Source organism: Arthrobacter glacialis (assembly GCF_002909445.1).
GTDB lineage: Bacteria > Actinomycetota > Actinomycetes > Actinomycetales > Micrococcaceae > Specibacter > Specibacter glacialis.
The window spans coordinates 268222-290034 of the sequence record NZ_PPXC01000001.1 but is presented as its reverse complement, the minus strand read 5'-3'; the positions used below and the strand labels follow the sequence as shown (position 1 = coordinate 290034).

19 protein-coding genes are annotated in these 21813 nt (G+C 63.0%); 10 read left to right on the top strand and 9 right to left on the bottom strand.

Annotated elements, in window-relative coordinates; genetic code table 11:
• The first annotated feature begins 138 nt into the window (after positions 1-138).
• The 4 genes from aceA (at position 139) to CVS27_RS01245 (ending at position 5283) form a co-directional block, all read left to right on the top strand.
• Positions 139-1461: an isocitrate lyase gene (gene aceA / locus CVS27_RS01260; protein WP_103463921.1), complete on the top strand. Its 1323-nt coding sequence runs from the start codon at positions 139-141 to the stop codon at positions 1459-1461.
• Positions 1462-1549: 88 nt separating this feature from the next.
• Positions 1550-3166: a malate synthase A gene (gene aceB / locus CVS27_RS01255; protein WP_103463920.1), complete on the top strand. Its 1617-nt coding sequence runs from the start codon at positions 1550-1552 to the stop codon at positions 3164-3166.
• A gap of 182 nt (positions 3167-3348) precedes the next feature.
• Positions 3349-4050: a DsbA family oxidoreductase gene (locus CVS27_RS01250; RefSeq protein WP_103463919.1), complete on the top strand. Its 702-nt coding sequence runs from the start codon at positions 3349-3351 to the stop codon at positions 4048-4050.
• 138 nt (positions 4051-4188) lie between these two features.
• On the top strand, positions 4189-5283 hold the full coding sequence (locus tag CVS27_RS01245) for a S1C family serine protease (protein WP_103463918.1): 1095 nt from the start codon (positions 4189-4191) through the stop codon (positions 5281-5283).
• A gap of 333 nt (positions 5284-5616) precedes the next feature.
• Here CVS27_RS01245 and CVS27_RS01240 read toward each other — a convergent pair whose 3' ends face one another.
• Positions 5617-6861, bottom strand: a complete 1245-nt coding sequence (locus CVS27_RS01240; protein ID WP_103463917.1) for an ROK family transcriptional regulator — start codon at positions 6859-6861, stop codon at positions 5617-5619.
• A 143-nt stretch (positions 6862-7004) separates the two neighbouring features.
• On the opposite strand from CVS27_RS01240, the gene CVS27_RS01235 reads away from it, so the two are divergent.
• From CVS27_RS01235 to CVS27_RS01215, 5 genes are all read left to right on the top strand, one after another.
• Positions 7005-7739, top strand: a complete 735-nt coding sequence (locus tag CVS27_RS01235; RefSeq protein WP_103463916.1) for a sugar phosphate isomerase/epimerase family protein — start codon at positions 7005-7007, stop codon at positions 7737-7739.
• Positions 7740-7744: 5 nt separating this feature from the next.
• Positions 7745-8851, top strand: coding sequence for a Gfo/Idh/MocA family protein (locus tag CVS27_RS01230; protein ID WP_103463915.1), 1107 nt, complete (start codon positions 7745-7747; stop codon positions 8849-8851).
• 11 nt (positions 8852-8862) lie between these two features.
• Positions 8863-10032: a Gfo/Idh/MocA family protein gene (locus CVS27_RS01225; protein ID WP_103463914.1), complete on the top strand. Its 1170-nt coding sequence runs from the start codon at positions 8863-8865 to the stop codon at positions 10030-10032.
• Between the two features lie 4 nt (positions 10033-10036).
• Positions 10037-11038, top strand: coding sequence for a sugar phosphate isomerase/epimerase family protein (locus CVS27_RS01220; RefSeq protein WP_103463913.1), 1002 nt, complete (start codon positions 10037-10039; stop codon positions 11036-11038).
• A gap of 138 nt (positions 11039-11176) precedes the next feature.
• Positions 11177-11560: an RNA-binding S4 domain-containing protein gene (locus CVS27_RS01215; protein ID WP_207767418.1), complete on the top strand. Its 384-nt coding sequence runs from the start codon at positions 11177-11179 to the stop codon at positions 11558-11560.
• Between the two features lie 14 nt (positions 11561-11574).
• Here CVS27_RS01215 and CVS27_RS01210 read toward each other — a convergent pair whose 3' ends face one another.
• The 5 genes from CVS27_RS01210 to CVS27_RS01195 form a co-directional block, all read right to left on the bottom strand.
• The gene (locus CVS27_RS01210; RefSeq protein WP_103463912.1) at positions 11575-12621 is read right to left on the bottom strand and encodes an LLM class flavin-dependent oxidoreductase; all 1047 of its coding nucleotides are present in this window, start codon (positions 12619-12621) and stop codon (positions 11575-11577) included.
• A gap of 72 nt (positions 12622-12693) precedes the next feature.
• On the bottom strand, positions 12694-12837 hold the full coding sequence (locus CVS27_RS20690) for a hypothetical protein (protein WP_165788230.1): 144 nt from the start codon (positions 12835-12837) through the stop codon (positions 12694-12696).
• Positions 12838-12949: 112 nt separating this feature from the next.
• A complete protein-coding gene (locus CVS27_RS01205; protein ID WP_103463911.1) occupies positions 12950-14695 on the bottom strand; it encodes an ABC transporter ATP-binding protein in 1746 nt (581 codons plus the stop codon).
• The gene (locus CVS27_RS01200) at positions 14695-16503 is read right to left on the bottom strand and encodes an ABC transporter ATP-binding protein (RefSeq protein ID WP_103463910.1); all 1809 of its coding nucleotides are present in this window, start codon (positions 16501-16503) and stop codon (positions 14695-14697) included. The genes CVS27_RS01205 and CVS27_RS01200 overlap by 1 nt, the downstream gene beginning before the upstream one ends.
• Before the next feature lie 390 nt (positions 16504-16893).
• Positions 16894-17901 (bottom strand): 1-aminocyclopropane-1-carboxylate deaminase, encoded by a 1008-nt coding sequence (locus CVS27_RS01195; protein WP_103463909.1) that lies wholly within the window; start codon positions 17899-17901, stop codon positions 16894-16896.
• Between the two features lie 208 nt (positions 17902-18109).
• Here CVS27_RS01195 and CVS27_RS01190 point away from each other — a divergent pair, with 208 nt between their 5' ends.
• Positions 18110-18763, top strand: coding sequence for a GntR family transcriptional regulator (locus CVS27_RS01190; RefSeq protein WP_103463908.1), 654 nt, complete (start codon positions 18110-18112; stop codon positions 18761-18763).
• 195 nt (positions 18764-18958) lie between these two features.
• Here the strand turns inward: CVS27_RS01190 and CVS27_RS01185 are convergent, their stop codons facing one another.
• The 3 genes from CVS27_RS01185 to CVS27_RS01175 are packed head-to-tail and all read right to left on the bottom strand — an operon-like array spanning position 18959 to position 21810.
• On the bottom strand, positions 18959-20104 hold the full coding sequence (locus CVS27_RS01185) for a Gfo/Idh/MocA family protein (RefSeq protein WP_103463907.1): 1146 nt from the start codon (positions 20102-20104) through the stop codon (positions 18959-18961).
• Entirely contained in the window at positions 20101-20889 is a 789-nt protein-coding gene (locus CVS27_RS01180; protein WP_103463906.1) for a ThuA domain-containing protein, read from the bottom strand. Before CVS27_RS01180 ends, CVS27_RS01185 begins: the two co-directional genes overlap by 4 nt.
• A gap of 60 nt (positions 20890-20949) precedes the next feature.
• Positions 20950-21810 carry a carbohydrate ABC transporter permease gene (locus CVS27_RS01175; protein ID WP_103463905.1) on the bottom strand — a complete coding sequence of 287 codons (861 nt, stop codon included), beginning with the start codon at positions 21808-21810 and terminating at the stop codon, positions 20950-20952.
• Positions 21811-21813: the final 3 nt, after the last annotated feature.

The window sequence follows — 21813 nt, the reverse complement described above, 5'->3', positions numbered from 1 at the left end:
TACGTGAAGAAGTGACAATCTTTCCAGTGTTTACCCCTAGAAACCTCTTGAAAACTTCTGAATAGTAGAAATCACGAAGAAGAACACCGGATCTCGGGTTTCAATCACCGATCATCCCCATCGCAAAGGAGCGAGACCATGAGCGCAGCATTTGAACCCGCAATGACACCCGAGCAGAGCAATGCACAAGCTGCCGCAGCCCTCGAACTTGAGTGGTTGGCCAACCCCCGCTGGGAAGGGATTGAGCGCACTTACACCGGCGCCGACGTCGTGAAGCTGCGCGGACGGGTCACCGAGGAACAAACCCTGGCCCGCCGTGGCGCGGAAAAGCTCTGGGACCAGCTGCGCAATGCCGGCCCCGACGGCTACACCAACGCACTCGGCGCCCTGACCGGCAACCAGGCTGTGCAGCAGGTCAAGGCCGGGCTGAAGGCGATTTACCTTTCCGGCTGGCAGGTTGCCGCCGATGCCAACACGTCCGGCAACACCTACCCGGACCAGTCCCTCTACCCGGTGAACTCGGTCCCCACGGTGGTCCGACGCATCAACAACGCACTGCTGCGCGCCGACCAGATCGAATTCTCCGAAGGCAAGCAGAGCGTCGAGGACTGGCTGGTGCCGATCGTGGCCGACGCCGAGGCCGGCTTTGGTGGGCCGCTGAACGCCTACGAGCTCATGAAGTCCATGATTGGCGCCGGCGCAGCAGGAGTGCACTGGGAAGACCAGCTGGCCAGCGAAAAGAAGTGCGGTCACCTGGGCGGCAAGGTTTTGATTCCCACGGCCCAGCATGTCCGCACGCTGAACGCGGCACGGCTCGCATCCGACGTCGCCGGTGTCCCCTCGGTCATCATTGCCCGCACCGACGCCGAGGCCGCCACCTTGATCACCTCAGATGTGGATGACCGCGACAAGCCGTTCATCACCGGCGAGCGCACCCCCGAAGGTTTCTACCATGTGCGCAACGGAATTGAACCGTGTATTGCCCGGGCCCTGGCCTATGCACCGCACGCCGATCTCATCTGGATGGAAACCGGCACCCCGGACCTGGCGCTGGCGAAGAAATTTGCCGACGCCGTCCACGCCGAATTCCCCGACCAGATGCTTGCCTACAACTGCTCGCCGTCGTTCAACTGGAGAAAACATTTGGACGACGCCACGATTGCCAAGTTCCAACGCGAACTCGGCGCCATGGGCTTCAAGTTCCAGTTCATCACCCTGGCTGGCTTCCACGCCCTGAACTACTCGATGTTTGACCTCGCCCACGGTTACGCCCGGGACGGGATGAGCGCCTACGTCGAACTGCAGGAGCGCGAATTCGACTCCGAAGACCGCGGCTACACCGCTACCAAACACCAGCGCGAAGTAGGCACAGGCTACTTCGATCTGGTTGCGAGCGCCCTGAACCCTAACAGCGGCACCCTCGCACTGGCCGGCTCCACCGAAGCCCAGCAGTTCCACTAACCCCCAACTGTGACGCAGTTGTTGCTGAAAATGTCCGCGTTTTTAGCAACAACTGCGTCACAGTTACCCCAGACTTGGAGCGCATCCCATGAACTCAACGAACAGCCTGAACGGAATCACGTTCAACGGCATCACCCTGACAGCACCGCCCATCCACCGCCAAAACGAAATCCTCACCCCCGAGGCGCTGGATTTCATCGCGGCACTGAACCGCAGCACCACTGCCCGACGCGTAGAACTTTTGGCGGCCCGCAAAACACGCCGCACGCAGATCTTGAGCGGCTCCGATCCCCGCTACCTCAGCCACACTTCCCACATTCGGGAGGATCCAAACTGGCGGGTTGCCCCGCCGGCACCGGGTTTGGAGGACCGTCGCGTTGAAATCACCGGACCGGTTGATCAGAAGATGACCATCAACGCCCTGAATTCCGGAGCCAAGGTGTGGCTGGCCGACATGGAGGACTCATCCACACCCACCTGGGGCAATGTGATCCGGGGCCAGCTGAATCTGATCGACGCCCTGGAGCGTCGCATCGACTTCACCAGCCCCGAGGGCAAGGAGTACAAGCTGGCACCGGCCGAGGCGCTGCCCACCATCGTGGTCCGCCCCCGCGGCTGGCACCTGGAGGAAAAGCACCTGCTCATCAACGGCAAGCCCATGGCCGGCGGCATTGTGGACTTCGGCCTGTACTTCTTCCACAATGCACGCCGATTGATGGCCCAGGGCAAGGGCCCGTACTTTTACCTGCCGAAGATTGAAAACCACTTGGAGGCACGCCTCTGGAATGACATCTTCATTCAGGCCCAGGATCTGCTGGGCATCCCGCAGGGCACCATCCGCGCCACCGTTCTCATCGAGACCATCACGGCCGCCTTTGAGATGGAGGAAATCCTCTACGAACTGCGCGACCATGCCTCGGGCCTGAATGCCGGCCGCTGGGATTACCTGTTCTCGGTGATCAAGAACTTCCGCACCCGTGGCCCGCGCTTTGTGCTCCCGGACCGGAACCAGATCACCATGACGGCCCCGTTCATGCGCGCCTACACCGAACAGCTGGTCCGCGCCTGCCACAGCCGCGGCGCCATGGCCATTGGCGGCATGGCGGCGTTTGTGCCCAACCGCCGCGACCCGGAGGCCAACGACGGCTTTGACGGCTCCTGGGTGGCCCACCCGGACCTGGTTCCGGTGGCCATGGAGGTCTTTGATGAGGTTCTTGGCTGGAACCCAAACCAGCTCAGCCGCACCCGGGACGACGTCGAACTCGACGACAGGGCCTTGCTGGACATTGCCGGCACCCAAGGCAACATCACCGAGCAGGGCATCCGCGACAACATCTGGGTGGGCATCCAGTACATTGAGTCCTGGCTGCGCGGCCATGGCGCCGTTGCACTGAACAACCTCATGGAGGACGCCGCCACGGCCGAGATCTCACGGTCACAGATCTGGCAGTGGATCCACAGCGAAGCCATCACCGACACCGGCGAACTCATCACCTTTGACTGGGTGAAGGAGATGCTGGCGGAGGAGTTTGAGAAGATGCCCCGCTTCGACGCCGACAGGTTCAACGACGCCCTGGAGATCTTCGAAGCAGTAGCCCTGGGTGAGGACTTCCCGGCCTTCCTGACCACCTCGGCGTACGCCAATTACCTCCACGAAACTCCCGAACCGGCCCCCGTTGGCGAGAGGGAACTGGCCGCAGTCTAGATTTGGTTGATTCACCGGGTGCGACGCCACTGCAGGCCCGAGATCCGGGTCCCGGTGAATCACCATTAGTTCCCGTCGAACGGGGAGTAGTTGTTGATGTTCACGGCGAACATCAACAACTACTCCCCGTTCGCGTGGCGCGGTGCTGGAATATTCGCCGCACTCCACCGGTTGGGCGAAGTATGAAGATTGAGATCTGGTCCGATGTGGCCTGCCCCTGGTGCTACATCGGCAAGCGCCGTTTTGAAACCGCCCTGAACGCTTTCCCGCACAAGGATTCCGTGGAGGTGCAGTGGCGCAGCTACCAGCTGGACCCCACCATCCCCGAGCACTATGACGGCACCGAGCTGAGCTACCTGAGCGACCGCAAGGGCATGGACCCGGCGCAGGTTGCCGGCATGTTCGCCCACGTCACCGAGCAGGCTGCCGCCGAAGGCCTGCACTACAAGTTCGACGACGTGGTGGTGGCCAACAGCTTCAACGCCCACCAGCTGCTGCATTTGGCTGCTGCCCAGGGAAAGGGCGACGCCGTCAAGGAAGCCCTGCTCTCGGCCCACTTTGAGCATGGGGTGGACATTGGCAACCGCGAGGCCCTGATAAAGGTTGGCACCGAGGCAGGACTGGACGCCATCGAGATCAACGAGGCGCTGGACACCGACAAGTACGCCGACGAGGTCCGCCACGACTTTGCCGAAGCCCGTGCCATTGGCGTGACGGGTGTGCCGTTCTTTGTCATCGACAGGAAATACGGCATTTCCGGAGCCCAGCCTGCTGCCATGTTTACGCAGGCACTGGAAGAAGCGTGGCAGGAAGCCAATCCGCTGACCATGGTGGCCGCTGGATCAGATGCCGAGGTGTGCGGGCCCGACGGCTGCGCCATCTAAAACAGCGCCTTGGCGGGCTGGCCGGTTTCCACCGGCTGGCCCGCTTTTTGTTTGGGCGACATCTCACAAATAGACGGAGTCGGTGCCGTAGGCTGGGCATTCCTAAAGTTTCCGCTGTTGTCTCGAACGGAGCCCGCCATGCACCAAACGCCCAGCATCCCCTGGTTCAGGCGCCTGCCGCTATCGGCTGTTATCGCCAGTGCCGTTGCCGTGGCGCTGGTAGCGGGGCTGGCCGGTGGCTGGATCGCCTACCTGTTGACGCGTCCGGCGACCACAAGCGTTGCGGCCGTTGCCGGGGCCTGTGACTCCACAGCCGTTGCCCATCAAGTGCTGCCCGGAGTGGTCACTGTCTCCGTCAGCAATGGTGAGGTGGGCGGCGTCGGAAGTGGTGTCATTGTCCGCAAGGAGGGCTACATCATGACGAACAACCACGTCATTTCTGCAGCCGCGGATGGCGGCACCATTGAGGTGTTGTTCAGCGATGGCAGGAGCTCCGAGGTTGACCTTGTTGGCCGTGACCCCAAGTCGGATCTAGCTGTCCTGAAGGTAAAGTCCACCGAGGTGCTGCCCACCGTTGAGCTTGGGAAGTCCGGTGACGTCCTGGTGGGCCAGCCGGTGGTGGCGCTCGGCGCCCCCTTGGGCCTCTCAAGCACAGTAACCTCCGGCATTGTCAGCGCGCTGGGCCGGAATGTACCGGTTCCCAGCGACGATGACACAACCGCGATACTTGTTGGCGCCATCCAAACTGATGCCTCCATCAATCCAGGAAACTCCGGCGGCGCACTGGTTGACTGCGCCGGGAAACTGATCGGCATCAACACAGCCATCGCCACCATCCCCAACGAGGCGCAGATTGCCAGCGGCAGCGTGGGTATCGGCTTCGCCGTCCCCGTGGATCTGGCCGCACGCATCACCGATCAACTCATTGAGACGGGCACTGTGGCCTACCCCTTCTTCGGCGTGAGCGCTGTTCCGCTGCCACCCGAGGCCGCAGCAAAGTTGGGCGTATCGGCCGGCCTATACCTGCAAGCCGTGGCCCCCGGGGGCCCCGCCGCCAAGGCCGGACTCCAACCCAGCGATGTGGTGACGCTGCTGGACGATCGGCCAGCCACGAGCATCGCTGTGCTCACCGAAGTCACGCTGGCCCGGAAGGCCGGCGACACCGTTCAGGTCACCTACGTACGGGACGGCAAAACGGCTACCACCAAGCTCACGATGGGGACCCTCCCCTAAGCTGGCGTCTGAGCCCACGCCGGCATATCCAACGACGAGCCAGGTGCCGAACAAGAATTAGATCTCGAGGAACTTATGCCGAGCATCATTCAAAAGATGGCATTTCTTTGAAAACTTATGAATGTGAGGGGTTTATTGGACGCTTCAGACCACAGTGGAGCACCACCCTGAGCCGGTTAATCAATCATCTTGTTTTGATCGTCAGGTGTTGCATATGAAGCTAGACGTGACCCACACCCGGCCCTGCCGTTGAGCGCGTAGGAGACAGCTGCTTCGGAGATCCCCTGCTGGTGCGCCAGATCGGCGATCGCCACATTGGCCCCGGGGAAGCTCCTATTGCTGCTGCACTTGGACCAGGTGTTCCACGTTGGAGGCGGAGAGCACGTGGTCAATGACCATGTGCCCGGCGCCGAGCACACCGGCATGCCCCGCCGCCATGGACTGTACTATACGCAAGCGGGCAGTGGCCAGCGGCAAGGAACGTTGGTACACAATTTCGCGCACGCCGGCCAGGAGGTATTCACCCGCCGAGGCCAGTCCGCCGCCAATCACAATGACCGAGGGGTTGAGCAGATTTACGCAGGCTGCAAGCACATCGCCGATGTCCCGGCCGGCCTGGCGCATGGCTGAGATCGCAACCAAATTCCCGCGCCGAGCCAGGTCCAGCACGTCCTCACCGCTCACCGCGGGAACGCCCGCAGCTGCCAGGGCCGCCGCCACTGCAGGGCCCGACGCCATGGCTTCCAGACAGCCGAAGTTGCCGCAGCGGCACATGACCTCGCCGCCGCGCGGGACGCGCACATGGCCAATGTCGCCAGCTGTTCCGTCAGCACCGCGCTGGAGCAGCCCGCCGCTGATGATGCCTGCGCCAATGCCCGTGGCAACCTTGATGAATAGGAGGTTCTCGGCGTCGGGCCAGTACGACGCGCGTTCCCCGAGGGCCATGATGTTCACGTCGTTGTCCACCAGCACATCCACGGCGAAGCGCTTCTGCACATACGCAGGAACGTCAAACCCATCCCAGCCCGGCATGATAGGCGGGCTGGCCGGCTTCCCGGATGAGTGCTCCACTGGCCCGGGCAAGCCCATGCCCATCCCCACGAGTTCCCGTTCGTGGCGGCCAGCCTGCTGGAACAGCTGACCGCAGAGCTCCAACACCTGATCGAGCACCGCGGTGGGACCTGCGGCGATGTCCATGGTCTCGCGCAGCTCGCTCAGCACTGTGCCACGAAGATCCAGCAACGCAATCAAGACGTGCGTTGCGCCAACATCAACGGCCAGGATGACCCGTGCCGATGGCTGAAAGGCAAAGCGCGACGGCGGCCGGCCACCTGAGGAGACGGCCTCACCTGCGGGGCCAATCAGCCCGGCGGCGGTGAGGGAATCAATGCGAGCCGCCACCGTGGACCGGGCAAGGCCTGTTATTTCCGCCAATTCCGCCCTGGTCCGGGCGCGTCCGTCGCGCAAAAGTTGGAACACATCCCCCGCACGCGAGTAGCCATAGGGCTGCCCACTGAAATCGGGGCCCTGCGCACCGCTGGAGGACGCGCCACGGGACAGGGGTTGCACTGGTTTCATTGGCATTCACAATAGATAACACACAGGCTTCTATCTGTCACAATCCGATAGTCCCACGACGTTTCACAAACTTTTGCTTGACGCTCGACAAAAGTTCCCCTAGCTTGGAATGGAACACTCATCCATGCTTTCAGGAGACCCCAGTGACGTATTCTCTGCAGCTTTACACCGTGCGCAAGCCCCTTGAAGAGGACCTGCCCGGAACCATTGCCCGCGTGGCAGAACTAGGTTTTACCAAGGTGGAGCCCTACAACTTTGTAGCCACGGCCGATGCCCTCGCCGCCGCCTTCGCTGAAAATGGCATCACTGCTCCATCAGGTCATGCACCGTTGTTGAGCGCCGATCAGGACGAAATTTTTGCCGCAGCCAACAAACTAGGCATCACCACAGTCATTGACCCCTTCATCGCTGCCGAACAGTGGCAATCCGCCGAGGACATCCAAAAGATTGCCGACGGCCTCAATGCCGCAGCCAAGAAGGGTGCCGAATACGGTGTCCGGGTGGGTTACCACAATCATGCGTGGGAGCTGGAGTCCAAGATCAACGGCACCACGGCCCTGGAATACTTTGAAACGCTGCTTGACCCCGAACTGGTACTGGAGGTGGACACGTACTGGGTTTCCGTGGGCGGAGCCAACGCCGTTGACATCTTGACCAGCTTGGGTGAACGCGTGAAATACATCCATATCAAGGACGGCCCCTTGAACAATGACACCAAGGCCCAGCTGCCGGCCGGCCAGGGCGAGGTGCCCATCTGGGACGTCATCGGCGCCGCCAAGTCGTTGGAAGTTGGCGTAGTGGAATTTGACGACTACGAAGGCGACATCTTCGACGGCATCGCTGCGAGCCTTGCCTTCCTCAATGCCGGAAAGGCCTGATCCTCATGGCAACAACAGGACCCGTTGGCGTCGCCGTAATCGGCGCTGGCAACATCAGCAAGCAATACCTGGATAATCTCACCACCTTTCCCGACATCAAGGTACTCGTGGTGGCTGACCTCTTCGAAGAGGCCGCCGCCGCACGTGCCGCAGAATACGGCATTGAAACTTCCGGCAGCGTTGACGTTGCCTTGAACCACCCGGACGTTGAGATCGTGGTGAACCTGACCATCCCGGCAGCCCACGTTGAGGTTGCCACGGCAGCAGTACGGGCTGGCAAGCATGTATGGACGGAAAAGCCGTTCTCACTGGATCGCGACAGCGGGCTGGGCCTGTTGAAGGAGGCCCAGGCTGCAGGGATGCGCCTCGGTTGCGCCCCGGACACCTTCCTTGGCGCTGGCCTGCAAACGGCCCGCCGCCTCATCGATTCCGGAGCCATTGGCACGCCGTTGACGGCACTGACCATGTTCCAGTCCCCCGGGCCGGAATCCTGGCACCCGAATCCGGCCTTCTTGTTCCAGACAGGTGCCGGGCCCTTGTTTGATATGGCCCCGTACTACCTGACCGCACTCATCCAGACCTTTGGCCCCATCGCCAAGGTGGCCGCCGTCGGAAGTACCGCCTTCTCCACCCGGACAGTTGGTTCAGGTCCCAAGGAAGGCGAGGTGTTCGACGTCGAGGTGCCCACCCATGTCAGCGCCATCGCCCAGTTTGAATCCGGCGCTTCCTCGCACAGCGTGTACAGCTTCGAATCTCCCAAGGCGCGCACGGGCTTTGTGGAAATCACCGGCACCGAGGGCACCATCTCATTGCCCGACCCCAACAACTTCGACGGCGAGATTCAGCTGTGCCAGCGCGGCGAGGACGAGTGGACCACCATCGCCGCCGAGGGACCCGCCCAAGGCCGCGGCATGGGAGTGCTGGACATGGCCCGTTCCATCCGCGCAGGCGTCCCCCACCGGGTGCCGGGCGAACTGGCGTACCACGTGCTCGATGCAATGGTCTCCATCGCCGAGTCCGTGGAAAGCGGCGAATTCGTCTCCGTCCAGAGCACTGCACCAGCTTCCCCGGCACTGCCCGCGGACTGGAACCCCACCGAAGCAACCCTCTAGGAATCGCTGACATGACCTCCCTCCAGACCTCCCGCACCTTGGGTGTTGCCGCGATTGGCTATGCGTTTATGGGCCAGGCACACTCCAACGCCTGGCGCACAGTGGCCAATCACTTTGACGTCCCCAACTTTGAACAAAAAGTCTTGGTGGGACGCGATGCGGCCGCCGTGGCCGCAGCCGCGCACAAGTACGGCTGGAGCGAATCCGCCACGGACTGGCGGGAGGTCATTGCCCGCGATGACATAGACATTGTTGACATTTGTGCCCCGGGCTGGCTGCACGCTGAGATTGCGACGGCGGCACTTGCCGCGGGCAAGCATGTCCTGGTGGAAAAGCCGCTGGCCAATTCCATGGCCGAATCTTTGGCCATGGTGGCGGCGGCACAGGCGGCCCGCTCCGTTGGCGTGCGGTCAATGGTTGGCTTCAATTACCGCCGGGTGCCTGCTCTGGCCCTGGCACGGAAGCTCATCGCCGCCGGCGAGCTGGGCACCGTTCGCCAGATCCGCGCGTCGTACCTGCAGGACTGGCTGGTTGACGACTCAGCCCCCATGACCTGGCGGCTGCGCAAGGAAACCGCTGGTTCAGGTGCGCTGGGCGACATCGCCTCGCATGCGGTGGATCAGGTGCAATATTTGCTCAATGACACCGTGGCCGACGTCTCTGGCCGGCTGCACACCTTTGTCACCGAGCGCCCCGGCCCTGATGGCCCCGAGCAAGTAACTGTCGACGACGCAGCTTGGGCCACGTTGACCATGGACGGCGGCGCCGTGGCCAGTGTGGACGTTTCGCGCGTGGCGCTGGGGCAAAAGAATGCGCTGCGCCTGGAAGTTTATGGCACAGCCGGGTCAATTACGTTTAATCTGGAGAACCCCAACGAGCTGTACTTCCTCAACGGCACCGACCCCGTTGAGGTTCAAGGATTCCGGCGCATTTTGGTCACTGAACCCGAACACCCCTACATTTCCGGCTGGTGGCCGCAGGGGCATGTGATTGGCTGGGAGCACAGTTTTACCCATCAGATCCGTGACTTCCTGCTGAACATTGCCAACGGCACTGACCCGTCGCCGTCGTTCGAGGAAGGTTTGGGCGTGCAACGTGTTCTCGCCGCCATTGAAGCCTCCTCGGCAGCTGGCGGCGCCACAGTTCCCACCGCCGCACCCCAACTCGTCTCAAAGGACTAACACCATGCCCCGCCCTTACACCTTATTCACCGGCCAGTGGGCCGATCTCCCCCTGGAAGACGTGGCGCGCCTGGCCTCCGAGTGGGGCTATGACGGCCTGGAAATCGCGTGCTCCGGTGACCATCTTGACCCGTGGCGTTGGGACGAGCCCGGCTACGTCTCCGGCAAGTTGGCCCTGTTGGAACGTTATGGCTTGAAGGTGTGGGCCATCTCCAACCACCTCAAGGGCCAGGCCGTGTGCGATGACCCCATCGATTTCCGGCACCAGGCCATTGTTGGCACCAAGGTGTGGGGCGACGGCGATCCCGAGGGCGTGCGCCAGCGTGCCGCCGAGGAAATGAAACTCACGGCGCGTTTGGCTCAGGCTCTGGGCGTCAACACCGTTGTGGGCTTCACGGGCTCCTCCATTTGGCAGTACGTTGCCATGTTCCCACCCGTTCCGGAATCGGTGATCGAGGCCGGCTACCAGGACTTCGCCGACCGCTGGAACCCCATCCTTGACGTCTTTGACGAATGCGGTGTGCGCTTCGCCCACGAGGTGCACCCCTCCGAAATCGCCTATGACTACTGGACCACGGTGCGGACGCTCGAGGCCATCGGCCACCGTCCGGCGTTTGGGCTGAACTGGGACCCCTCCCACTTCATGTGGCAGGGGATCGACCCGGTCTCCTTCATCTGGGACTTCAAGGACCGGATCTACCACGTTGACTGCAAGGACACGAAGCTGCGCCCCACGGGCCGGAACACCGTGATGGGTTCCCACCTGCCGTGGGGCGATCCGCGCCGCGGCTGGGACTTTGTCTCGGCCGGACGCGGCGATGTGCCCTGGGAATCATCCTTCCGCGCCTTGACCGCCATTGGTTATGACGGCCCCATCTCCATCGAGTGGGAGGACGCGGGCATGGACAGGCTCCAGGGGGCGCCCGAGGCGCTGGCTGCGCTGAAGAAGTTCGACTTTGCCCCGTCGGCCCTGTCCTTCGACGCTGCGTTCAGCAACCAGGACTGAGCCCCACATACCGAGCTTGCCTCGCGAACGGGCAGTAGTTGTTGATGTTTCCAAGGAACATCAACAACTACTGCCCGTTCGGCAGGCCCCCGGCGCATTCCGTCTGACTCGCCGTCCGGCGCTAGAGTGGATTCCATCATGAGCATTCCAAAAACTGTCCGGGCCTCCGTCCGCATTGATGCGTGGTTGTGGGCCATCAGGGCCTACAAGACGCGTTCGATGGCCACGGCCGCCTGCCGCGCGGGCCACGTGAAACTTAACGATGTCAACGCCAAGGCCTCGCACACGGTGGTGCCCGGGGATACCGTCCGGGTCCGTCAGCCCGGCTATGACAGGATTCTGGAAGTCCGCCAGCTCATCAACAAGCGCGTTGGTGCCGAGGCCGCCTCACACTGCTTCACCGACCACACTCCCCCGCGACCCGTCCTGCCGGCCCTTGGCCTGCCACAGCGCGACCGCGGCACAGGCCGACCCACCAAGAAAGACCGCCGGGAGATGGACCGGCTGCGCGGGGACCACTAAATCAGCCCGGTCGATCAGCGGTTCGGCGTCCAGCCAATGGCCGGGGCAATGTACTTGGCAATGTTCTCCAACATTTTGGTGTTGTAGGCAACACCAAGCTGGTTGGGCACTGTCAGCATCACGGTGTCTGCAGCCTGCACTGCCGCGTCGGCCGCCAACTCCTGTGCCAGTGCGGCAGGATCGCCAATATAGCTCTTGCCAAAGCGCGAGACCAGGCCGTCAATGATGCCCACCTGGTCCTTGCTGTCAGCCTGCGCGCGGAGCCCAAAGTACATTTGGTCGACGTCGTCAACCACGGGAATGACGCTGCGGCTGACCGAAACACGCGGCGTGAAGTCATGCCCCGCCGCAGCCCACTCATCACGGAAAAGCTGAATCTGCTCGGCCTGGAGCTGGTCGAAAGGAACGCCGGTATCCTCGGTCAGCAGCGTGGAACTCATCAAGTTCACGCCCTGCTGAGCCGCCCACACGGCTGTGCCGCGAGATCCGGCACCCCACCAAATCCGCTGGGAAAGCCCCGGCGACTGCGGCTCAATGCGCAGCAGCCGTTCCCCACCCATGGAGGCGTGCTCGGCGGGTTCGGCCACGCCAGCACCGGAAATGGCGTGCCTGAAGCTTGCAGTGTGGCGCCGGGCCATGTCGGCGCCGGTCTCGCCGTCGAGCGGGTGATACCCAAAGTCAGCCGCGCCGTTGGCGGCAGGCTCGGGTGAACCACGACTCACACCGATCTGCAGCCGGCCGTCGCTGATCAAATCTGTGGCGGCCGCCTGCTCGGCCATGTAAAGCGGGTTCTCATAGCGCATGTCAATAACGCCGGTGCCGATCTCAATCCGGCTGGTGCGCGCGGCAATGGCCGCCATCAAGGGGAACGGTGCTGCCTGCTGGCGGGCAAAGTGGTGCACCCGAAAGAATGCCCCGTCGATGCCCATCTCCTCCGCGGCAACCGCCAGGTCGATGGCCTGGTGCAGTGAATCTGCTGCCGTGTTGGTTTGTGAGCCACGGCCTCTGCCGTAGTGGCCAAAGGACAGGAATCCAATGCGTTTTTTGAAGTTCGTTTCCATACTGGTCACAACACGGACCCCCAGCCAGCTATTCCATGCATACGCATATAGCTGGCTGGGGGCCTTGCCGAGCTAGCGCTTTTTGACAATGTGGGCAACGGGATCGGCGGACTCATCCGCGGCGCCGCGCGACTTCTTCTGGGCACGCTTGGCCTTGATGGCGTGGCCCTTATCCAGCTTCTTGTGTTCGTGGTGGTGTGGCTGTTTGTCAGGCATCTTTTTCGAACGCTCCTCCAGTGGTCAAGCCGGTTTCGGTTCGGGCCGTCCGGTCCAAATCGCCCCCTCTGCCCACGTTACGCCGAATTCGGACGCGGCAGTAGGGCCTGATCTAGGCGTCCTGCCGCCAGGAATTCCACAGGGCCGCATAGGCGCCACCCTGGGCCAGCAGCTCGTCATGGGATCCGAGCTCGGAGATCCGCCCCTTTTCCACCACCGCCACCCGGTCGGCGTCGTGCGCGGTGTGCAGCCTGTGCGCAATGGCCACCACCGTCCGGCCGCTGAGCACTGCGCTCAGCGAAAATTCCAGCTCGCGCGCCGCCGCCGGGTCGATCAGCGACGTCGCCTCATCCAGCACCAGCGTGTGCGGATCGGCCAGCACCAGGCGGGCAAGCGCCATTTCCTGGGCCTGCCCCGGCGTCAAGGTGTGGGCGCCCGAGCCCACCTCCGTGGCCAGTCCCTGGGGCAGGGCGCGCACCCAACCCAGGGATCCGACGTCGGCCAGGGCCTTTTCAAGCTCGGCGTCTGTAGCGCCGGCCTTGCCCAGGCGAAGATTGTCCGCCAGGGTTCCCACAAAAATGTGGTGCTCCTGCGTCACCAGGGCCACCTCTCGGTGCAACTCATCCAGCGGCCTGTCAACCAGCGGAACCCCGCCCACTTTGACCGAACCGGCCGTGGGCGGGTGGATGCCCGCAATCAGGCGGCCCAGCGTGGACTTGCCGGCACCGGACGGGCCAACCATGGCAAGGCGCTCCCCGGGAACCAGCGTCAGGTCGATCCCGTGGAGCACGTCGCGGCCCTCACGGTAGGCGTAGCGAACCTCATCCACCACCAGGGATTCATCCGCCGGATGGGCGTCGGTGGCTGTCCTGTCACCGGCCACGTTGCGGATGCCCACAATGCGGGCCAGCGAGGACGCGCCCACCTGGATTTCATCAATCCACATGATCAAGGTGTCCACGGGGTCGATCAGCTGCATGGCGTACAGTGCCACGGTGGCCACCATGCCGGCGCTCACTGTTCCGTTGGAGGCAAGCCAGCCACCCCACAACAGGACAGCCGCCACTGGAAGCCAGAAGGAAAATTCGGCCACCGGGAACAGCACGGTGCGCAGGCCCAGCGTGTACTTTTCCACGTCAAAGCAACGGCGCAGTGCCGCGTCGATCCGGCCCCGGCGGTGCGGGCCCAGGCTCAACGCATCAACGGTGCGGGCACCCTCGATGGTCTCGGTGATGGCGCCGTTGAGGACAGCGTAGCTTTCACGTTCGCGCAGGTAGCCGGGGGTGGCACGTTTGAGGTACCACCGTGTCACGGGGATCAGCATGGGCGCACCCACCAGCAAGGCCAGCGCCAGCAGCGGGCTGGTAAAGATTGCCGCGGCAACTGTCAGCGCAATGGTGGCCACCGAAACCAGCACCTGCGGCACGCCAAACCTGACGGTGTGGGAGACGGCGTCGACGTCGTTGGTGGTGCGGGAGACAAGGTCGCCGGTGCCGGCCTTTTCCACCGTGGACAGCGGCAGCGAGGTCACCTGCTCCATGAATTCCTCGCGCAGCTGGGCAAAGACTTTTTCGCCAAGCACCATGCCCTTGCGCCGGGCCCAGCGCGCCAGGAACGTTTGCACCACCACAAAGGCTGCCAGCGCCAGGGCAACATTGGTGACAAACCCGGCGGTGGTGCCGCCGGTGATGGCGTCCACCAGCCGGCCCAGCAGGAACGGGCCGGCCAGGCCCGCGATGGCAGCCAGGACATAGAGTCCCACCACCATTGTCAGCGGCTTGCTGTGCTGGCGCATGAGCCGGACACCTTCGGCCTTGACCTGCGCCGAATCCGCTACGGGAAGTTTATTCTCAGCCATTAGCGCTGCCCTTCGCTGCTCGAGGTGCTGTGGTTGTCATCTGCGGGGCCGTCCGGTTCGTGCCCGCGATCTGCATGGCCGTCCATGCCGGCGCCGCGGATCACCACGTTGCGGTAGTCCGGCACCGTCGCCAAAAGTTGGTGGTGTGTCCCCTGGGTCAGCCGCTCCTCGCTGTCGAGGAAATAAACCGTGTCCATGGCGCCGAGCATGAGCGGGCTGGCCGTCACCACCACGGTGGTGTTGGCCTCCGTGCGCCGCTCCGTTTTCAGTGCGGTGGCAATCCGGGATTCCGTGTGCGCGTCCACCGCGCTGGTCGGTTCAATGAGCACCAGCACCTCGGCCCCGGTCAGGAGGGCGCGGGCCAGGGCCAGGCGCTGACGCTGACCGCCGGAGAAGCCGCGGCCCTTCTCGGTGACTTCATCGTCGAGGCCGTGCTCCAGCCCGTCAAAGACGTCGGCGGCGCTGGCCACGTCAATGGCCGCCATGATGCCGGCGTCGTTGTGCCGCCCCGACGGGTCCAGCTCTTCACGCAGGGTGCCGGTGAACAGTTGCGGTTCGGCGTCGGAAACCACAATGCGCGAGCGCACATCACCGAGCGGGACCAGGTGCAGGGCGGCCTCGCCCCACAACACCTGGGCCTCGCGCAGCACCGCATCTTCAAAGCGGCCAAGGCGGCGGGCAAGCTCCGCCGACGCCGCCGGGTCCGCCGAGACGATGCCCGTGAGCAGGCCAGGCTGGATCAGCGCCCCTGAGCTGCTGTCCAGCAAGGCGCTCGGCGCAGAGGGCGCGCCAACTGTTGTGCCGCCGTCGTGCACGGCAGAGGGCGTGGCCAGAACATCAATGATGCGCCGGGCCCCCACGTTTGCGCGGATGAAACGCGAGACGGCGTCGGAGGCGGTGCGGATGGGCGAGACCAGGAAGACGGCGTACCCGTACAGCGCCACCAGCTGGCCGGTCTCAATTTGGCCTGACAGTGCCTGCATGGCACCAATCCAGGTGAAGGCGACGCTGAAGACACCCACCACCAGCACCTGGGCTGCGTCAAGGTCGGCGAGGGAGTAGGCCACCTTGTTCCCGGCCAGCTGTGTTTCCCGGGAGCGCTCCCGGTACCGCTCCACGAAGATGTGCTCCCCGCCAATTCCGCGCAGCACACGCAAACCGGTCACGGTGTCGGCTCCCAGGGCCGTCATCTTTCCGGCGGCATCACGTTGGTCCTTCTGCCGTTTTTGCAGGGGCCGGATCACGAACAACAGCATGGCGCCGCAGAGGGGAACGCCGAAAAGCACCACCAGGCCCAATTGCCACGAGGACTGAAACACCAGGAACGCCACCAGCAGGTAGCCCACTATGGAACCGGCCAGCCGGGCCGAGACGTCAAAGATTTCCCCGATGCGCATGGCATCGGAGGCGGAGGTGGAGACCACCTCGCCGGTAGAGAATTTTTGCGGCAGGGCGTCGCCGCTGCGGGTGACCTTGTAGCCGATCAACTGCGAGCACCTGAAAGCGGCTTGCATCCAGTTGCTCACCGCCGCCCGGTGCCGCAACGTTGAGGTCACCGCCTGGATGAGCGTCAGACCAAGGAGCAGGGCCACCCATCCTGCAAGTGCCCTGAAGTTCCCGGCAACAATGCCCAAGTCAATGGCCTGGCCCAGGACATACGGGATCAGCGCCTGGGACACCGTCCAGAGGGAGCCGTAGATGATGCCAAGAAGCAAGGTTGCCCGTTGGGCCTTGGCAAGCCACCACAGGAACCGCGAGGGTGAACGGAGGTCGGGACTGCCGGCATCCGGATAAGGAAATGAGCGCACAAAAGCCTTCTAAAAAATGGGGGTTTGGCAGACGTGTCTAACGCGATCAAGCGGCGCATCGAAGCGCGGCGATCAACGGACGGATTGGGGCTGCTGTTCTCTAACTCACAATATGAAACTGTAACGCAAAAAACTTCACTTGTGGAAGAGCCGCGCTGTCCCGCCCTGATCCGCCCCAGATTCCCGCTTTGGGGCGTGCGGTTCGGAGAGGATCAGCTCGGACGGGGGCCTGCATTGGGAGGTTTCGGTGGCTGAATCGCATGAGCTGGACAGGGCGTATCTCGCGCAGCAGTGGCGGGCCCACGGTGGTACTGCGGGTGACAAGCCGCAGCCCGGCCCCGCGCCGGCTTGACCGTCAGCGGGAAGTGGGTGCCCGACGTCGTGCTCGGATTAGCGGAACAGGCCACTGTAGGCGTTCAGCGCCAACTGTCCGCCCAGGTGCGCGTAAAGGACATTGCTGGTGGCGGGGATGTCCTTGGCGCGGACCAGGTCGATGAGTCCGGCCATCGACTTTCCTTCGTAGACGGGGTCGATGATCATGCCTTCGAGGGAGCCAGAGAGGCGGATTGCTTCCATGGTGGACTCCACGGGAATACCGTAGAGGTCTCCGGCCCACCCTTCAAGGACGGTGATCTCGTCGTCGCGCAGTTCGCGTCCCAGCCCTATCAGCGCCGCTGTGTGGCGGGCTATGCGGGCCACCTGCGCGCGGGTCTTCTCGATGGTGGCGGAGGCGTCAATGCCGATGACGCGGCGGGGACGGTCCTGCCCGGCAAAGCCGGCGATCATGCCGGCGTGGGTGGACCCGGTGACAGTGCAAACAATGATGGTGTCGAAGAAGACGCCCATTTCTTCTTCTTGCGCCTGAACTTCATAGGCCCAATTGGCGAAACCCAGGCCACCCAAGTGGTGCTCCGAGGCGCCAGCCGGGATGGGATAAGGTTTGCCGCCGGAGTCCTCTACATCCTTGATGGCTTGCTCCCAGCTGCTGCGAATGCCAATATCAAAGCCGGCCGCATCGAGACGGACATCGGCGCCCATGATGCGGGAAAGCTGAATATTGCCCACGCGGTCGCTCAGTGGATCCGGCCAGTCCACCCAGTTTTCCTGCACCAGGCGCGCCTTCATACCAATTTTTGCCGCAACGGCAGCCACCTGGCGGGTGTGGTTGGACTGGTAGCCGCCAATGGAGACCAGGGTGTCGGCACCTTGGGCGATGGCGTCCGGAACAATGTACTCAAGCTTGCGCGTTTTGTTGCCGCCAAAGGCCAGCCCGCTGTTCACGTCTTCGCGTTTGGCCCAAATTTTGGCCCCGCCCAGGTGGTTGCTCAGCCTGGGCAGATCGTGGATGGGGCTGGGCCCGAAGGTTAGCGGATAGCGTTCAAAATCGGCGATGGCCATGGGAGGTCCTTGTCGGGTCGGAGCTTGGGTGGGTGCTGCTCGGCGGGAGCACACCTCCTTTTGCGTATGCAATATATTGCATACGCTTTGTGCGTGGCTGTCAAGGGTTTTCGCGCTTTGCGCAGCTGGGCAGCTGGTTGCAAGCAATTTGGGGCCGGGCCATTCCAAGAACGCCTCGAGAGACCTACGGCGATATATCCTATGTTGCATGCCCACTCCCCTGCCGCACGGCATTCACAAGCGGTCCCTGCTGCGCGATGATGTCTACGATTCCATCCGCAATGCCATTATTGACGGCATCTTTGCCCCGGGCGAACGCCTCAAGGACCCCGAACTGGAGTCATGGCTGGGCGTCAGCAGGACCCCCATTCGTGAGGCGTTGCTACGCCTTGAGCGCGCCGGTCTTGTTGTCACCACACCGGGCCGGGCAACCATCGTGGCCCCGCTTGACGCGCAGTCAACCCGCAACGCCCAGCAAGTGGTGGCCGCAATGCATGAGCTGGCCGCCCGACTGGCCGTGCCCGCCTTGGGCCCGAACCAGATTGCCGCCATGGTTGCTGCGAACGCAGGCTTCTCCGCAGCGCTGGATGCGGACGACGTCGATGCCGCCCTGACTGCCGACGACAAGTTTCATGCCGTGATGGTTGACGCATCAGGAAACGCCATGATTCCGGTGGTCCTGGAACAGGCCATGCCCGTGCTCCGGCGCAGCGAGTACCAGCGCTTCAGCACTGACGATGCCCGGCATTCAGTGACGGTGCACGCACAGATCATCAAGCTCGCCAGTGTTGGGGATGCCGATGGGGCCGCGTTGGCAACACGAGAAAACTGGCTGTCGTTGGACGCTGGGCAGGACCGCTGAATCGGCCTGGACGGTGCCGATGAGTGATGGCAAGGACTCGCTGATGGCCCGTGCATCATTCCCCCAATGTCAGTCCGGGTTGTAGATCTAGCTGAGCGTTTCCATCGCCGCTCGCGGAAACACAACGACGCAGACGCAGGCCGCGCAGGAAGGGCTCACCCTACCCACGCGACCGGCCGTCACATCGCTCACCGATTAGCGACTGATGGCTTCCGCCCGGCAGGCGAGGCGGCCCAGCGGTGATCCCCAAGCCGCCAGGACAGCTTTGACCTCGGCATTCTTTTCGGCGACCAGCGCCTGCTCATAAGCAGCCGTCAGGACGTCGTCAATCCGCACGCGCTGTCCGGTTTCGGCGGAAAGCACTGCCGCTTCCACCATGGCCAGCGAATGCACATTGGCATGAATCTCCCCGTCCGGCACCTTGCCTGTGCGGATCGCGGAGACGAACTCGGCCAGTGATCCGGCGATCTGCTCGGGACCGGCGGCGACTGCCGGCACCCCAAGCTTGCCGCCGGCCGCATCGACGGCGTCAACAACAGGCGCCTGCTCGCCGTCCCAACGCGCCGTCCCCCGTTCCCCGTTGACCCGCCACTGCCCGTTCCACGAGGTTTCTTGGCCGTCCGCGCACCAGGAACCTGAGTACACATAGCGCAGGCCGCTGGAGAATTCGAAGATGGCGGTAGCCGCGGCGTCGGCCTTGTACCAGCTCCAGGCGGGGTTGAATTCCTCGCAGTACACGCTGACTGGGTCCTGGCCCGTGAGGTGACGGACGGCGTCGAACGGGTGAATGGCCATATCCACCAACAACACGTGGTCCATGTCCTCGCGGAATCCGCCGAAGTGCGGCGCCTTGAAGAACTCGGTGGTGATGACCCCGATCTCCCCCAGCTCGCCGGTGACTGCCTTGAGCTGGGTCAGGGAGTTGAAGTAGCGACGGGACTGGCTGATCATCAGCAGCTGGCCACTGGCTTCCGCGCTGGCGGCCAGGGACAGCGCCTCGGCAACGGTCGGTGCGGCCGGTTTCTCACACAACACCGGCAGGCCGGCAAACATGGCCTCAACATTGACAGGGTGGTGGGCCACGGGCACTGTCACATTGACCACCGCGTGGGCACCAGTTGCTGCGGCGACGTCGCTGACACTGGTCCCCACCAGGACGCCAGCAAGTCCCTTCTCGGCAAGCGCCGCGTGGGCGGTGTCCGTGTTCAGATCAACCAGGCCCACCAATTCCACGTCCGGGTTTGCCGTGATCGCCTCGATCCAGGCCTTCCCCATGCCGCCGGCACCAACTTGGACCAGGCGCAGCCGGCCGGGAGTATCAGTGGTGGCAAAAGTGCTCAATGTGCAATCGCCCCCTGGTAGCCTTTGCCGTTGTAGAAGTCTTCGGTTTCATAGCGCAACAGCACAGGCTCGGCGCGTTCCGGGCGAAGCGTCTTGGCCCATTGAACTCCGTTGGCAATGACTTTACGGACTTCCTTCTGGTGGTAGACGGGGTAGTCCTGGTCGCCGGGACTGAAGAAGAAGATCTTGCCGAATCCGCGACGGTAGGTCATGCCGCTGCGGAACACTTCCCCGCCGGTGAAGGTAGAGAGGAAGATGAGCTCATCCGGTGCGGGGACGTCGAAGTACTCGCCGTACATTTCCTGGGCCGGAATGATGAACGGGTGCGGCACGCCCTGGGCAATGGGGTGGGTGGGGTCTACTGTCCACACGAGTTCGCGGTCTTGCTCCGAACGCCAGCGCAGGGTGCAGGAGGTCCCCATGAGCTTGCCGAAGATCTTGGACCAGTGGCCCGAGTGCAACACCAGCAGGCCCATACCTGCCAGTACATGCTTGTGCACGCGCTCAACCACCTCATCGGAGACTTCATCGTGGGCGGCATGGCCCCACCAGATCAGGACGTCGGTGGCGGCAAGAACTTCCTCCGTCAGACCGTGTTCTGGATCATCCAGAGTCACTGTGGTCACGGCAACAGCTGCGCCCAGGTTCTCTTCGATGCCTTCTTTAATGGTGGTGTGCATGCCGTTCGGGTAGATGTCCCGAACGCTCTGCTCCACTTGTTCGTGCCGGTTTTCTCCCCACACGACGACGTTGATGGGGGTTTCCGGGTTAGCGATTGCAGACATTGGTGTTCACTTTCCTTTTTCATGGTGTTGCGTAAGTTGTAGGGGGTGCACGTTTGGGGGCTATTTCACGGCTCCACCGGTTGCCCCGGCGGCGATGTACTTCTGTGCCACCACCAAGAGCACGATGGCTGGCAACGAGGACAACACGGCAGTTGCCATGACGGCGCTCCAGTTGGAGACTTGGGTGCCGAGGTACTGGTAGATGCCCAGCGTCACGGGGCGAATCTCATCGGTGGTAGTCAGCGTCAACGCAAACAAGAAGTCGCTCCAGGCGAAGAGGAAGGCAAAAAGGCCTGCCGTGATGAGGGCATTTTTGGCGATGGGCATGGCGATGGAGAAAAAGGCCCGGACTTGGCCTGCCCCGTCCACGCGCGCAGCCTCAATGATCGACGCCGGGATGCTCATCATCGATGCCCGCATGATCAAGATGGCGAACGGGATGGCATGGCTTGCATCTGCCAAAACAAGACCGGGGATGGAGTTCAAAAGTCCCAGATTGTTGTAGGCGGCATACAGGGCATTGGCGATAACAACGCCCGGGATCATCTGGGCGATCAGGATGGCAAGCAACGCCCAACTAATCCAGCGAAATTTGAACTGGGCCAGGGCGTAGGCTGCCGGCGCTGCGATGGCAAGTGTCACAACAACCGTTCCGAGGGCAATGACAAGACTTGTCAGCAGATTCTTGCCTTGATCTGCGATGGCCTTTTCATAGCCGGCAAAACTCGGATTCCATGGGAAGAAGTCCGCTGAGAGGGTGTTGCCGGATGGTTGCAGCGAGGCGTTGACCATCCAATAGATGGGGAACAACATGAAGGCCAGGAAAAGGATTCCCAGGACGGTGGAGGCCCGGGTTTTGATGGCTTTACGTCGCAGCGCGCTCACGCGAACACTGCTGTGGTTCAGGGTTGCAGTAGTCATTGA

Bases quoted from the DNA above. Each gene is read 5' to 3' on its own strand.
- CVS27_RS01230 (WP_103463915.1), top strand. From the start codon at position 7,745: ATGGCAACAACAGGACCCGTTGGCGTCGCCGTAATCGGCGCTGGCAAC.
- CVS27_RS01210 (WP_103463912.1), bottom strand. From the start codon at position 12,621: ATGGAAACGAACTTCAAAAAACGCATTGGATTCCTGTCCTTTGGCCAC.
- CVS27_RS01225 (WP_103463914.1), top strand. From the start codon at position 8,863: ATGACCTCCCTCCAGACCTCCCGCACCTTGGGTGTTGCCGCGATTGGC.
- CVS27_RS01250 (WP_103463919.1), top strand. From the start codon at position 3,349: ATGAAGATTGAGATCTGGTCCGATGTGGCCTGCCCCTGGTGCTACATC.
- CVS27_RS01205 (WP_103463911.1), bottom strand. From the start codon at position 14,695: ATGGCTGAGAATAAACTTCCCGTAGCGGATTCGGCGCAGGTCAAGGCC.
- CVS27_RS01175 (WP_103463905.1), bottom strand. From the start codon at position 21,810: ATGACTACTGCAACCCTGAACCACAGCAGTGTTCGCGTGAGCGCGCTG.
- CVS27_RS01195 (WP_103463909.1), bottom strand. From the start codon at position 17,901: ATGGCCATCGCCGATTTTGAACGCTATCCGCTAACCTTCGGGCCCAGC.
- aceA (WP_103463921.1), top strand. From the start codon at position 139: ATGAGCGCAGCATTTGAACCCGCAATGACACCCGAGCAGAGCAATGCA.
- CVS27_RS01190 (WP_103463908.1), top strand. From the start codon at position 18,110: ATGCCCACTCCCCTGCCGCACGGCATTCACAAGCGGTCCCTGCTGCGC.
- aceB (WP_103463920.1), top strand. From the start codon at position 1,550: ATGAACTCAACGAACAGCCTGAACGGAATCACGTTCAACGGCATCACC.
- CVS27_RS01220 (WP_103463913.1), top strand. From the start codon at position 10,037: ATGCCCCGCCCTTACACCTTATTCACCGGCCAGTGGGCCGATCTCCCC.
- CVS27_RS01245 (WP_103463918.1), top strand. From the start codon at position 4,189: ATGCACCAAACGCCCAGCATCCCCTGGTTCAGGCGCCTGCCGCTATCG.
- CVS27_RS20690 (WP_165788230.1), bottom strand. From the start codon at position 12,837: ATGCCTGACAAACAGCCACACCACCACGAACACAAGAAGCTGGATAAG.
- CVS27_RS01215 (WP_207767418.1), top strand. From the start codon at position 11,177: ATGAGCATTCCAAAAACTGTCCGGGCCTCCGTCCGCATTGATGCGTGG.
- CVS27_RS01240 (WP_103463917.1), bottom strand. From the start codon at position 6,861: ATGAAACCAGTGCAACCCCTGTCCCGTGGCGCGTCCTCCAGCGGTGCG.
- CVS27_RS01180 (WP_103463906.1), bottom strand. From the start codon at position 20,889: ATGTCTGCAATCGCTAACCCGGAAACCCCCATCAACGTCGTCGTGTGG.